This is a genomic window from Marinarcus sediminis (SeqCode) (assembly GCF_048571275.1).
Classification (GTDB): Bacteria; Campylobacterota; Campylobacteria; order Campylobacterales; family Arcobacteraceae; genus Marinarcus; species Marinarcus sediminis.
Map to the genome: position 1 here is coordinate 2,066,846 of NZ_CP182357.1, position 13,681 is coordinate 2,080,526.

At 32.7% G+C, this 13,681-nt stretch carries 12 protein-coding genes; 11 read left to right on the forward strand and 1 reads right to left on the reverse strand.

The window, feature by feature from the left end:
* The first annotated feature begins 44 nt into the window (after nt 1–44).
* From ACNI3C_RS10500 to ACNI3C_RS10510, 3 genes are read left to right on the forward strand one after another with little or no spacing between them, the layout of a single operon-like run.
* The gene (locus tag ACNI3C_RS10500) at nt 45–1,136 is read left to right on the forward strand and encodes a GGDEF domain-containing protein (protein WP_419769751.1); all 1,092 of its coding nucleotides are present in this window, start codon (nt 45–47) and stop codon (nt 1,134–1,136) included.
* 12 nt (nt 1,137–1,148) lie between these two features.
* Nucleotides 1,149–1,706 (forward strand): CDP-alcohol phosphatidyltransferase family protein, encoded by a 558-nt coding sequence (locus ACNI3C_RS10505; protein ID WP_419769752.1) that lies wholly within the window; start codon nt 1,149–1,151, stop codon nt 1,704–1,706.
* Between the two features lie 3 nt (nt 1,707–1,709).
* Nucleotides 1,710–2,615 carry a Ppx/GppA phosphatase family protein gene (locus ACNI3C_RS10510; RefSeq protein WP_419769753.1) on the forward strand — a complete coding sequence of 302 codons (906 nt, stop codon included), beginning with the start codon at nt 1,710–1,712 and terminating at the stop codon, nt 2,613–2,615.
* On the opposite strand, the gene ACNI3C_RS10515 is transcribed toward ACNI3C_RS10510, so the two are convergent.
* Nucleotides 2,607–3,410, reverse strand: a complete 804-nt coding sequence (locus ACNI3C_RS10515; protein WP_419769754.1) for a flagellin N-terminal helical domain-containing protein — start codon at nt 3,408–3,410, stop codon at nt 2,607–2,609. The two genes, ACNI3C_RS10510 and ACNI3C_RS10515, sit on opposite strands and share 9 nt — an antisense overlap.
* Before the next feature lie 149 nt (nt 3,411–3,559).
* Here ACNI3C_RS10515 and ACNI3C_RS10520 point away from each other — a divergent pair, with 149 nt between their 5' ends.
* From ACNI3C_RS10520 to ACNI3C_RS10555, 8 genes are all read left to right on the forward strand, one after another.
* Nucleotides 3,560–5,251 (forward strand): acetolactate synthase large subunit, encoded by a 1,692-nt coding sequence (locus ACNI3C_RS10520; protein WP_419769755.1) that lies wholly within the window; start codon nt 3,560–3,562, stop codon nt 5,249–5,251.
* The gene (ilvN, locus tag ACNI3C_RS10525; protein WP_419769756.1) at nt 5,251–5,748 is read left to right on the forward strand and encodes an acetolactate synthase small subunit; all 498 of its coding nucleotides are present in this window, start codon (nt 5,251–5,253) and stop codon (nt 5,746–5,748) included. The genes ACNI3C_RS10520 and ilvN overlap by 1 nt, the downstream gene beginning before the upstream one ends.
* 92 nt (nt 5,749–5,840) lie before the next feature.
* Entirely contained in the window at nt 5,841–6,788 is a 948-nt protein-coding gene (gene lpxD / locus ACNI3C_RS10530; protein ID WP_419769757.1) for a UDP-3-O-(3-hydroxymyristoyl)glucosamine N-acyltransferase, read from the forward strand.
* 15 nt (nt 6,789–6,803) lie between these two features.
* Complete coding sequence (locus tag ACNI3C_RS10535; RefSeq protein ID WP_419769758.1) at nt 6,804–8,981, forward strand: FtsK/SpoIIIE family DNA translocase; 2,178 nt, start codon at nt 6,804–6,806, stop codon at nt 8,979–8,981.
* A 173-nt stretch (nt 8,982–9,154) separates the two neighbouring features.
* Nucleotides 9,155–9,697: a ribosome hibernation-promoting factor, HPF/YfiA family gene (hpf, locus tag ACNI3C_RS10540; RefSeq protein WP_419769759.1), complete on the forward strand. Its 543-nt coding sequence runs from the start codon at nt 9,155–9,157 to the stop codon at nt 9,695–9,697.
* A gap of 97 nt (nt 9,698–9,794) precedes the next feature.
* The gene (gene der, locus ACNI3C_RS10545) at nt 9,795–11,249 is read left to right on the forward strand and encodes a ribosome biogenesis GTPase Der (RefSeq protein WP_419769760.1); all 1,455 of its coding nucleotides are present in this window, start codon (nt 9,795–9,797) and stop codon (nt 11,247–11,249) included.
* A 37-nt stretch (nt 11,250–11,286) separates the two neighbouring features.
* Nucleotides 11,287–12,855: a SulP family inorganic anion transporter gene (locus ACNI3C_RS10550; protein ID WP_419769761.1), complete on the forward strand. Its 1,569-nt coding sequence runs from the start codon at nt 11,287–11,289 to the stop codon at nt 12,853–12,855.
* A complete protein-coding gene (locus tag ACNI3C_RS10555) occupies nt 12,852–13,499 on the forward strand; it encodes a uroporphyrinogen-III synthase (protein ID WP_419769762.1) in 648 nt (215 codons plus the stop codon). Before ACNI3C_RS10550 ends, ACNI3C_RS10555 begins: the two co-directional genes overlap by 4 nt.
* Nucleotides 13,500–13,681: the final 182 nt, after the last annotated feature.

Genomic DNA, 13,681 nt, shown 5'->3' on the forward strand with positions numbered 1-13,681 from the left:
GAAAAGAGTGACAAAATTCAAGATATTTTAGATATAATTTTTCAATGAAGAAAACGATATTAAACTCTACGACTTTTAGGCTGGCTGTTCTATTTTTTATAATAGTGGCAACTTTTATAGGTACAACCTTTATTTTTTCATCTCAAATTGACAAATTAAAAACTCAAATTGATAATATCTATTTTGGTAACTTTGTTCCTGTCTTAAAACTTCAAACCATTATTGACACCTACAAAGATATGATTATATGTTTGGAAGATAAAAAATGCAATATTCAAAATGATCAAAAGAAAATCGAAAAAAATTGGGAGTACTATTTTAACAGTTATAAAACCCAAAGTGAAAGAGTGGTTGTCGATGATATTAACAGTGATATTCTACACTCTTTTGAAAAACCAAACAGTAAATATCTTATTAAAACCATTAAAAAAATCAATTTTTTAATTGATTATGAGATAGAAGCAGCTTATAAACAAAGAAAAGATTTTTTACAAAAATATGCCGATATGAAAGATTATTTGCTTTATAGTTTTATTATTTTAAGTATCTTCTCTTTTGGGACCATTTTATATATTTTAGTTGGTATATTTAAAAAAGATTCACAATTAACGGTTTTAAATAAACAGTATAAACTTGATGCCATTACCGATGGTATGACCACGTTATACAATAGAAATTACTTTGATACAGTGTTTGATAACTTGCCTTTTATCTCCAATGAAAACAATTGGCAAAGTGCCTTTATTATGGTGGATATTGATTTCTTTAAACAATATAACGACACCTATGGTCATGACATGGGCGATGAAACACTCAAAAGTGTTGCAATGGTTTTGAAAAATTACTTTGACAAGGAGTATGAATATGTTTTTAGGCTTGGGGGAGAAGAGTTTGGGGTGGTTTTATTTAATACCAATAAAAAAATCTTGGAACACTGTTTAAAAGATATCAATCATGCCGTTGTAGATTTACATATTGAACACAAAAACAGCAAAGTATTGGACGTAGTTTCTGTCTCAATGGGGGCCATTATTTATGAAGCACATACGCATATATCAGGGAATAGGCTCTATAAACTTGCCGATGAGAATCTGTATAAATCTAAACAGAGTGGAAGAAACAAATACACAATTTAACAAAGGAAATCAATGGATTTTTTATTTAACAAAGAAAATCATTTTAACTTGGCTAATTTAGCCACATTTTTTAATATTGCATCGGGAATTCTTGCAATATATTTTTTAACCCACGGTGAGTTTTTTGGTGCAGCTTTATTCGCTTGGTTGGGTGGAGCTTTTGATATAATTGATGGCAAAATTGCACGAAAATATGGTCTTTCAACAGAGTTTGGTGTTCAACTTGACTCGTTTGCAGATTTTTTATCTTTTGTTGTTGTTCCCTCAATGTTTATCTTTTTTGCAGTTTTTGATGGCATGGAGTTGGAATTAAACACACTTTTTATAGCCTTTACTTTTATCTATTATGTTATATCTGGATTAAGACGATTGATTCAGTTTAACATCAATGCTCATATTGGTGAAGTTGAAAAATATTTTACAGGAGTTCCCACTCCTTTAGGTGCCATTCTTTTATGGATTGTCTATTTAATTTGGTTGACAGGATACGTAAATGAGTACGTTGTTTTGGTTGCGATGATTGTAATAGGCTATCTGCTTAACTCAAAAATTAAAATTCCTCATCCTTAAAATATGCAAGAAGTTATTTCTATTGATTTGGGTTCGAACTCTTTTAGGGTGTTAAAATATGATTTTAGCAATCATGAAATTTTAGATGATTTTCATGAAGTGGTTGGCATGGCAGATGGTTTAATCAAAAGTGGTTTTATTTCCAATGAGGCACAAAACCGAGTGATTGCTGCCATTAAAAAAGCTTCAAAACTTTTAGATTTTGAACCCAAAAATGCCGTTTGTGTAACTACTGCTGCGATGAGAATTGCAAGTAATAATCAAGAAGTACTTAAGAAGTTTAAAGAAGAAACTGGAGCAATATTTAAAATTATCGATGGAGATGAAGAAGCGAGATTAACTCTGCTTGCCATAAAATATGCTTTAAAAAGAGAAAAGATAAAAAGTGAAAAGTTTATTGTTTTAGATATTGGTGGTGGTTCTACAGAAATTATCATCCACAATAAAGATGAATTTTTTGCAAAAAGTTTTCCTTTTGGAATTGTTACTCTTACACAAAAGCATAATGATATAATTAAAGTTCAAGAAGAGTTACACGCATTGAAAAAGGAGATTAAAACCTATTTGGCTCATTTGAATATGGATTTATCTCAATATACCTTTGTTGCAACTGCGGGAACACCCACAACTGTTGCTGCAGTTAAATTGGGGTTGGATGCATATGCGTATGATAAAAACCGTATAAACGGTACAAAAGTCTTTATGTCAGATTTACAAGATGTTTTAGAACTGTTTCAAAAAAAACCCATAGAAGAGTTGACTCAACTTGTTGGAAAAGGCAGAGTTGAGTTTATTGAAGTAGGGATTTTGATTTATAAAACTATTTTTGAAGTATTGAATAAAAACGAGTCCATCGTTTTTGACGATGGACTACGAGAAGGTGTAGCGATTAATCACTTTTTACGATAAGAGCCTTATGCTTTGTGTTTGAACGGTATTGGCTTGTGATGAGACTAAAAATCCAAGTTGTGATGTAACATTTGTTTTGGAAAAGTCTAGCGCCTCTTTCCCAAAGTTAACATTATTTGAAATGGCATTGGAATTGTAAGCATTGATTTGTTCTTGGATGGTATCTCTGGCAACCGTTTCAATGTTTTTTTCAATGTTTTTTAACTCTTTTGATGCATTTCCAATCTTTTGAGCATTTTCATTTACTGTTGATAAAAACTCTTCATTTCCCAATTTTGTTGCAACATCATTTCGACTGAATGAAATTTTTAATTGATTTGATATATTCGCTGTATTGGGCAATTCAATTGAAAAATCTGCATTGGGTGTTGTTATGTTTAAATATTGATCCTCGGCTGCTTGATTTAATAATGTTTTATTGTTAAACTTTGTTGTGTCTGCTGTTTGTTTAAATTCACCAATAAGAGTCTTTATTTCATCTTTAATGGTAGCTTTGTCTTGAGCGGTTGTGTCATCTGACTTAATCGTTTCAAGTTTTACTGCAATGGTATTTAATATCTCTTCTTGTTTATCCAAACCATTTTGGGCAATTTTTGTTGTTGCAATGCCTTCATTAAGTGCTTTTATAGAAAGAGAGAGTGCATTTCTCTCAACTTTATTTGCTTCACTAATCGTTACATTTGAAGCATCTTTTTCATTTGATTGAACTTTAGAATTTGATTGAACACCTTGTGTGTTTTGTTGTGAAACAGAGCCGAGATTATTAATATTACTGTTAATGCTACTTACATCCATACAAAGCTCCTATTAAATCTAATTTGACCTATTATATGCAAATAAGGATAAAATAAATATAAAACCAATTATCTAATTTTCTTATATTAAAGTTTAATTAATTGAAAGTTAAGTAAAATGCAAAATTATTTTATTACGGAGATATTATTATGAAAATGACAGGCGCAAAAATTGTTATCGAATCTTTAAGAGAAGAGGGTACTGAAGTTGTCTTTGGTTATCCAGGTGGCGCTATAATGAATGTCTACGATGAAATCTATAAACAAAATTATTTTCAACATATTTTAACAAGACATGAACAAGCTGCAATTCATGCAGCAGATGGTTACGCACGTGCAACGGGAAAAGTTGGAGTAGCTATAGTAACAAGTGGACCAGGTTTTACCAATGCTGTAACAGGAATCGCAACGGCTTATATGGATTCAATTCCAATGGTTGTTATTTCTGGGCAAGTACCCACTCAAATTATCGGAACAGATGGTTTTCAAGAGATTGATGCAGTAGGAATTTCTAGACCTTGTACCAAACATAATTATTTGGTTAAAGATGTAAAAGATTTGTCAAGAATCATCAAAGAGGCATTTCATATTGCAAGTACAGGACGACCAGGTCCTGTACATATTGATATTCCCAAAGATGCAACGATCAATCAAGCAGATTTTGAATACCCAAAAGAGGTGAATTTGCCAACATATAAACCTACGACAAAAGGGAATAAAAAGCAAATTAAAAAAGCCATAGATGCTATTGCCGAGTCTGAAAAACCATTGATTTATATTGGTGGAGGGGCAGTTTTATCTAACTGTTCTCACGAAATCAGAGAGTTGGCAAAACATGCCAATATTCCTGCTGTAGAAACGCTTATGGCCAGAGGTGTTATGGGACATAAAAATGAGCTTCTTTTTGGTATGTTGGGTATGCATGGTGAGTATGCAGCGAACATGGCAGCTCATGAAACCGATCTTTTAATCTCATTGGGAGCAAGATTTGATGACCGAGTAACAGGAAGATTGGATCAATTTGCAAAAGGAGCAAAAGTGGTTCATATTGATATTGATCCAGCTTCAATTGATAAACTGGTGAAACCTGATTTTCCTATTGTTGGAGATTTAAAATTGGTGTTAGAGGGTCTTTTAGAGTCTATTCAAGAAGTTGAACTTAAAGATTACACAGCTTGGGTTAATGAGTTAAAAGAGTATCAACTGCAAGAGCCGTTACGATACATTGAAAATGAGGGTGATATGTTAAAACCTCAATGGGTAGTTGAAAGAATAGGACACCTTTTAGGGGATAAAGCCATTATCTCAACGGATGTTGGACAACACCAAATGTGGGCTGCACAGTTTTATCCTTTTTCATACCCAAGACAATGGGTTACGAGTGGTGGATTAGGAACAATGGGATATGGACTTCCTGCAGCCATGGGAGTTGCACGAGGATGCCCTGATAAAGTCAGTGTTAATATCACAGGAGATGGTTCTATTTTAATGAATATTCAAGAGTTATTGACATGTACGGAGTATGAATTGCCTGTAATTAACGTTATTTTAAATAACAATTATTTGGGAATGGTAAGACAATGGCAAACACTTTTTTATGAAAACAGATTGTCTGAAACCGATTTATCTGTTCAACCTGATTTTATAAAATTGGTTGAATCTTTTGGTGGAAAAGGGTATAAAGTTCATACCAAAGAGGACTTTGATATTGCATTAAAAGATGCCATTGCCAGTAAAAAAGTATGCATGATTGAAGTTTTGGTTGACAGATTAGAAAACGTTTTACCGATGGTTCCAAATGGACATGCTTTAAATGAAATGACACTTGTAGGAGATAAATAATGAATAATTTTAACCACTATTATGACAGTGAAGAGATACGAAGAGTTGTTTCGGTTATTGTTTTGAATGAAGATAATGTATTATCGAGAATTGTAGGACTTTTTTCAGCCAGAGGGTACAATATTGACTCTTTGACTGTTGCTCCCATTCCTCAAAGTCAATACTCAAGAATCACTATTGTAACCAATGGGGATCGAAGAGTGATTGATCAAATTGTAAAACAATTAAATAAATTAATACCCGTATTAAAAGTAAATGAACATGTCAATGTGATAGAAAAAGATACCGTTTTAATCAAAATACCAATTGATCAAGATATCAGTAATATTGATGTAATTGCACGGGCATATCATGGGTCTATTCAAAATGTCAGCGATGATGCTATATTTATATCTGCAACAGATGCCCCAAGCAGAATCGCTAATTTTATTACGGTCATGCAAAAATATAATCCATTGGAAATCGTTAGAAGTGGCGTTGTAGCAATGGAAAGATGAAAGAAATATTTTTCTTTTAATTATTTTAAAGGCCTTTGTTTGGTACAATTTTACCAAATAAAGGCCATTTTTTTTTATGAAAAGGATACTCTTTGACACTCAATGAAATTTCAAAAAATTTAAATATAGAATGCAGTAATGATGTTTTAATCACTGGATTAAATACATTAAGTGATGCTAATGAGAATGAAATCAGCTTTTTAGAGAATAAAAAATATATCAATGATTTAAAAAATACCAAAGCAGCAGCTGTTTTTGTAAAAGAGGAGTTTGCTTCGCAAGTTCCAGAGAATACCGTTGCCCTCATCAGTGATGAACCCTATTTAAAATTGGCGTATGCTTCGAAACTTTTTGCACCAAAATTGTTTGATATGGTGGGAAAAGAACCTATTATTGGTGATAATACAACCATTATGCCAAATGTTTATTTGGGGGTGAACAGTATCATTGGAAAAAATTGTACCATTATGCCAGGTGCTTTTATTGGTGATAATGTAAGCATTGGAGATAATTGTACAATTTACCCAAACGTTACCATTTATCGAGATTGCATTTTGGGTAACGATTGTATGATTCATGCAGGTACTGTTATTGGTTCGGATGGTTTTGGATTTGCAAATACCAAAGAGGGTAAATATATTAAAATATATCAAAATGGAAATGTTGTTATTGGAAATGATGTGGAAATTGGTTCAAATACTTCTATTGACAGAGCCGCATTTAACTCAACGATGATTGGAAATGGGGTTAGAATTGACAACCTTGTGCACATTGCGCATAACTGTGTGATTAAAGATGGATGTATATTAGTCGGACAAATAGGACTTTCTGGTTCAACAATTTTGAATGAATATGTTATAATGGGCGGACAAAGTGCAACTAGTGGGCATCTTGAAATTGCACCATTTACGACTATTGCAGCTCGTGGTGGGGTTACAAAGTCAATTACTGAGCCTAAAAAACAGTGGGCAGGTTTTCCTTTGATGGATCACAGAACGTGGTTAAAACTTCAAGCCAGAATTGCACAACTATTAAAATAAAAAGGGTCTGCTAGAGTGAATAAAATAATATCACTGATTATTGCATTTGTAATTTTGTACTTAGAATTTGCAATTTTTGTAATAAATGAACAAATGGTTGGAAAAATTGGTTTTATTTTTGCAAAAACTTCGCATGAATATTTAGGTTATATTGCCTATATTTATCTTTTTATTTTTCTTTATATTTTATACAAACTCAATTTTGACAAGCTGTTAGATGGTATTGATTTGTCATTGAGAGTCATAACTCTATTGACTTTTTTTATCTCATTGAGTATTTTTCAAGCGTTACTTTTAAACAATATCAATGCAGGCATTGTTGGAAACAGCATTGTTGCTTATTTAAGCCCCTTTATTGGAAATGCAGGACTTTGGATTTTTATTCTCATAGGTTTAGTCATAACATTGATTGTTTTTTTAGAGCATAAACACGATGAAATCAGTGCCAATTTAAAAAATCTCTTAATTGGATACAAACCCAAAGATAACGTAGTTCAAAGAGATGAATATGTTGCTCCTGTAAAAACGATGAAACCACGAGAAAAAAGAGAAGAGAGAGTCAGTGTCAAAGAAGTAGGGGATACGGCTGAGATATTTTTTGAGCCCAGTTTCAGTGATAAACGATCACCGGCTAAAGATAAAGAAGCGTTTATTGAAGAGGTTATTGAGGCTAAAATTGAAGAAAATATAGATGATTTGCCCATTCACTCTTTAATTGTAGATGAATTAGAAGAGAATAAAAAGCTCTTAGATGAAATTGAAGTGGGTAAAACTGAAAAGCCCAAAGATTTTAAACTCCCTTCAACAGATTTTTTTCAAAAACCACCCAAAGAGGTTAAAACCAAAGTCAATGAAGCTTTTATAGACCAAAAAATTGCTGATTTACTTGAAAAATTGTTGATGTTTAAAATTGAAGGGGATGTGGTTAGAACCTATACGGGACCCATTGTTACTACTTTTGAATTTAAACCTGCTCCTAATGTAAAAGTATCTAAAATATTAAACTTGCAAGATGACTTGGCAATGGCATTAAAAGCGCAAACCATAAGAATTCAAGCACCTATTCCTGGAAAAGATGTAGTTGGTATTGAAGTGCCCAATGATGATTCTCAAGTGATATATATCAGAGAACTTTTAGAGAGTGAAATTTTTCAAAATGCCAAATCCCCATTGACTTTGGTGTTGGGAAAAGATATTGTGGGAAAACCGTTTATTACTGACTTGAAAAAACTGCCTCATTTGTTAATTGCAGGAACTACAGGAAGCGGAAAATCTGTTGGATTAAACTCAATGATTTTATCGCTGTTGTATAAAAATTCACCCGATACATTACGGTTAATTATGATTGATCCAAAAATGTTGGAATTCTCAATGTACAATGATATACCACATCTTTTAACGCCTGTTATTACAAAACCAACGGAAGCAATCAATGCGTTATCTAACATGGTAGTTGAAATGGAGAGACGATATAAACTGATGTCTCAAACAAAGACCAAAAATATTGAAAACTATAATGAAAAAGCCAAAAAAGATAATTTTGAGCAATTGCCATATATTGTGGTTATTATTGACGAGTTAGCTGATTTAATGATGACCAGTGGAAAAGAGGTAGAGCTTTCAATTGCAAGATTGGCACAAATGGCAAGAGCCAGTGGTATTCACTTGATTGTTGCCACTCAACGACCAAGTGTAGATGTTGTTACGGGATTAATTAAAGCCAATCTTCCTAGTAGGGTCTCTTATAAAGTGGGACAAAAAGTAGACTCTAAAATCATTTTAGACTCTATGGGAGCTGAATCATTGCTTGGACGAGGAGACATGTTGTTTACTCCTCCTGGTATGTCGGGACTTGTGCGATTGCATGCCCCTTGGAGCACAGAAATTGAGATTGAAAAAGTGGTTGACTTCTTAAAAGAGCAAAGAGCCGTAGAGTACGATATGCAATTTGTAAAACAAAAAGATCAATCTGCATTAAAAGGGGATGTTCTTGATGGTGATTTTGGAGAACTCGATGAACTGTATGAAGAGGCAAAAGAGATTGTTATCATGGATCAAAAGAGTTCAATCAGTTACTTACAAAGAAAGTTAAGAATAGGGTATAACCGTTCAGCAACCATTGTTGAACAATTGGAAAAAACGGGTGTTTTATCTGAACCTAATATAAAAGGAAACAGAGATATCTTGATTTAATTCAATATCAAGATGCCAATACAAACGATGTTTAAATGATTCTAAGCATCGTTTATCTGCTAAAATTAATAATAACCAGAATAACTTACTTTAAATCAAATAATTCTAACCCATAAATTTATATACTTTATGATAAAATATTAATATAAATTAATTAATAAGAGGAGTATGTTATGAATACAAGTATTGTAGGAAGACACATAGAATTAACAGATGCTATTAAAGATTATGTCAATAGTTCTGTAGAAATTTTTGGAAAATATAATTTAGATATTATTTCAGTAAATTCAATCGTCAGTAAAGAAGAGAGAAACAGTAAACCATTATTTGTTTTTGAATTTACGTTAAATGTTGCACATTTAGATACTATTGTTGTAAAACAAAAAGATAAAGATTTATATTCTGCTGTAGATATTGCTGTTGACAGAGTCTCAAAAGTCTTAAGAAGACACCATGATAAAATCAGTGGACATAAAGCAACCAAGCTAAGTGAAGTTGAAGCTTCATATGTTGAAGATGCAATCAGTAATGAACTTGATAAATTGGAAAATGAAATTCTGCCTGTAAGATTAACTTCTTACAAACCAATTGATATTGAAGAGGCTTTAAATGATTTAAAAGCAACAGATGCAGCATTTAAAGTTTTCTACGATAAAGATGATAACATGAGAGTATTATACCGAACAAGTACAGAGGGTAAATTTGGACTATATTAAGATGTTATGGTTATAATATCAAAGATGAAGGTATTGGCTTTTGGCTGATACCTTTTTTCTTTTATGTAGGTTTTTAAAAAATAGGAAAAAATAAAATATGAAAAAAATAGCGTTAATTGGGCAACCAAATGTTGGTAAAAGTTCTTTGTTTAATCGAATTGCAAAAAAAAGAATTGCAATTGTGAGCGAGCAATCAGGGACAACAAGAGATATCAGAAAGCATAAAGTGGAGATACTTGAGCGTGAAGCATTGATGCTTGACACTGGGGGTATTGATGATACGGAAGATGCTATCTTTTCAAGTGTAAAAAGAAAAGCCATAGAGACAGCCAAAGAGGCGGATATTGTTCTTTTTATGGTCGATGGTAAAAGAATACCCGATGACAAAGATAAAGAGCTCTATTATGAACTGCAAGCTTTGGGTAAAAGTTTGGCATTGATTGTAAATAAAATTGATAATGATAAAGAAAAAGAGAGATTGTGGGCTTTTTATGAATTTGGAATCAATGAGGAGAATTTATTTGGTATTTCGGTTTCTCATAACAGAGGGACAAAACGTCTTTTTGAATGGATAGCAGACAGACTGCCTGAAAAAGAGGGTGCTACACCATTGGTTTTAAGTGAAAATGAAGATGATGATGAAAACGAATTCGACACTGAATTTGAGGATGACTATTTCAGCGATGAAACAGATGATATTGTCGATGTCAATGAATCCGAAGTTGAAGAAGATGACAATCATATTAAAGTGGCAATTATTGGGAAAGTCAATGTTGGGAAAAGTTCTATTTTAAATGCTTTAGTAGGGGAAGAGAGATCGGTTGTCTCTCCCATTGCTGGTACGACCATTGATCCTGTGGATGAATCGTTTGAATATAAAGATAAAAACATTACGTTTGTTGATACGGCAGGATTAAGAAGAAGAGGAAGCATTGAAGGCATTGAAAAGTATGCGTTAATGAGAACGGAAGATATGCTTCAAAAAGCCAACTTGGCTCTTTTGGTGTTAGATGCAAGTCAGCCTTTTTCTGATTTGGATGAGAAAATTTCAGGACTTGTTGATAAATTTGGTTTAGGAACCATTGTTGTTTTAAATAAATGGGATGAAAACATTGATACGTTTAAAAAGCTTGAAGAGGAAGTCAGACGAAGATTCAGATTTTTGTTTTATGCACCAATTATTGCTGTTTCTGCTAAAACAGGGCGAAGTATTGAGAGACTTAAAGATAAACTTATCGAAATACATGATAACTATTCACAGAGAATTCCGACATCTGTTTTAAACAAAACCATTGAAGAAGCGGTAATTAAGCATCATCTTCCAAGTCCAAATGGAGTTTATCTTAGAATCTATTATGCCACACAATTTGAATCTAAGCCTCCAAGAATTGCATTAATTATGAATAAACCAAAGTTTTTACACTTCAGTTATAAACGATATTTAATGAACTATTTAAGAGAAAAAATCAATTTTGAAGGAACACCAATACATCTTGTTGCAAGAGGTAAGGGTGAAAGGGAAGAAGTAGAAGAGGTCGTTTTAAAATATTAAAACCAAACCCTATTTTCCAAAAAAGGAGTTCTGAATTTTGAAAGCAATTAAGAATGATATTTTAGGTGGTATCACAGCTGCTGTGGTTGCTTTACCTTTGGCATTGGCCTTTGGTGTAGCAAGTGGTGCTGGAGCAGCTGCGGGACTCTATGGTGCGATTATACTTGGTTTTTTTGCCTCTTTATTTGGGGGAACCAAAACACAAATTTCTGGACCAACTGGGCCCATGACTGTTGTAACAGCTTCAGCTATTGTTGTTTTTGGTGGAGATGTTAATGCTGTTATGACCATTATTTTTATATCTGGTATTTTGCAAATAGCATTTGGAGTTATGGGAATAGGAAAATGGATTAAATTTATTCCTTATCCTGTGATTTCTGGCTTTATGAGTGGAATTGGTTTTATCATTATTATTCTACAAATCAATCCCTTTTTTGGCGTTACCCCCTCGGGTTCAATTTTACAAACCATTATTGATATTCCAGAAACATTTGCTCACGCTACTTACTCTTCAATTATCATTGCTGCATCTACATTAGCTATTATGTTTTTAACTCCTAAGCGTCTTTCTCGAGTGGTTCCTCCTGCTTTAATTGCTTTAATTGTGATGACCTATTTAAGTGTGTTGTTGGAGTTTAATATACCAACTATTGGTGAAATACCAAGATCTTTACCGGATATTGTTTTTCCTACAACGTTTGAATTTATTAAATTAAAAGAGATTATTATGCTCTCTGTTACGTTAGCTTTGCTTGGAACCATTGATACGTTATTGACTTCGGTTGTTGCAGATTCTTTAACAAAAACAAAACACAATTCCAATAAAGAGTTAATTGGACAGGGTATTGGGAATACATTATGTTCCTTAGTGGGCGCAATTCCTGGGGCTGGAGCGACAATGAGAACAGTGATTAATATTAAAAGTGGAGGAACTACTCATCTTTCGGGTATGGTTCATGCCGTTACTTTATTAATTATTGTTCTTTTTTTAGCACCATTGGCCAGCAAAATTCCTTTAGCGGTGTTAGCTGGAATTTTAATCAAAGTGGGATTTGATATTTTAGATTATCGATTCATTAAAATCATGACAAAAGTGCCAAGAAAAGATTTGATTATTATGAGTATTGTACTTTTATTGACAATTTTTGTTGATTTAATTATGGCAGTGGGTGTGGGTATTACCATTGCCTCAATTTTAACGATTTATCATATTTCAAAACATACAAAATTTAAGACTCAAAGAAGCAAATCTTTGTTTGAAATTGAAGTTAATAATTATGAAACACGAATTTTAAAAATCAATGGTGCTCTGTTTTTCGCGACCTCTTCAATTTTTGAGCGAAGAATTGACAAATTTAAAAATTCTAAAAATGTTGTTGTAGATTGTTTGAATGTTGGATTTATGGATCTCTCTGCTATGCTGGCCATTGAAGAGATTATTGTAAATTTTAAAGAACTTAATATCAATGTCTTATTGGTATTAAATGAAGCCAATAGGCGAAAAATCATGAGAATTGACAGCAATGGAGTTTTTAAAAATACGCCAATTTTTAGAGGCGTTGAAGCTGCAATTAATCAAATACAAAAGAGAAGTTTAGAGTCATGAATTCAATCTATATTTTAAATGATATGAAAATTGATGGCATTAAAAACATTCCACTCTTGGGCATTCGTTATATCAAAAATGAAATGGATTTGCTCCAATACGATGCATTGATTTTTACGTCTAAAAATGCCGTTTACTCTTTGGATTCATTCAATAAAGATTGGAAAAAAGTTCCCGCATACGTTATTGCTTCTAAAACTGCCGCTGTTATCCAAAAAGAGGGAGGAAATGTCTGCTTTATTGGCAAAAGTGGCCATGGCAATGATTTTGCGAATGAACTGATTCCTTTATTAAAAAATAAAAAAGCACTCTATATTAAAGCCAAAAAAGTGGTCTCAGATTTATGTGATATATTAAAAAGCAATGGCATTGATATAAAAACTGTAACGACTTATGAAACTCAATGCAATGAGTTAACTGCTTATACTGCACCAGAACTTAATTCGGTTATCATTTTTTCTTCTCCTTCAACCATTGAGTGTTTTTTCAAAATATTTGATTGGGACAGCAGTTATAAAGCGGTTGTTATTGGTGAAACCACAGCAAAATATTTACCCAAAAACATCAACTATAAAATTTCTCCTACAACCTCTATAGAGGATTGTATTCTTTTGGCCAAACAAGAGGCTTTACTTCAATCATAAAGATTTAAATAGTCGCATTTTTCATAACAATTTAATCTGAAATTTAATCATTATTGGATAAAATAAATCATATCTAGGTTACGCGGGATTTCCATTGTTGAGGGTCCGATACTGTATATGTGCGTGTAATTGTAGTTAAACGGTGTGCAGCGCTTGATGTACAAAGTGCTCCTGAAGTGAAA

Coding starts and splice junctions, on each gene's coding strand:
- der (WP_419769760.1), top strand. CDS start 9,795: ATGAAAAAAATAGCGTTAATTGGGCAACCAAATGTTGGTAAAAGTTCT.
- ACNI3C_RS10505 (WP_419769752.1), top strand. CDS start 1,149: ATGGATTTTTTATTTAACAAAGAAAATCATTTTAACTTGGCTAATTTA.
- ilvN (WP_419769756.1), top strand. CDS start 5,251: ATGAATAATTTTAACCACTATTATGACAGTGAAGAGATACGAAGAGTT.
- ACNI3C_RS10520 (WP_419769755.1), top strand. CDS start 3,560: ATGAAAATGACAGGCGCAAAAATTGTTATCGAATCTTTAAGAGAAGAG.
- hpf (WP_419769759.1), top strand. CDS start 9,155: ATGAATACAAGTATTGTAGGAAGACACATAGAATTAACAGATGCTATT.
- ACNI3C_RS10500 (WP_419769751.1), top strand. CDS start 45: ATGAAGAAAACGATATTAAACTCTACGACTTTTAGGCTGGCTGTTCTA.
- ACNI3C_RS10510 (WP_419769753.1), top strand. CDS start 1,710: ATGCAAGAAGTTATTTCTATTGATTTGGGTTCGAACTCTTTTAGGGTG.
- ACNI3C_RS10515 (WP_419769754.1), bottom strand. CDS start 3,410: ATGGATGTAAGTAGCATTAACAGTAATATTAATAATCTCGGCTCTGTT.
- ACNI3C_RS10555 (WP_419769762.1), top strand. CDS start 12,852: ATGAATTCAATCTATATTTTAAATGATATGAAAATTGATGGCATTAAA.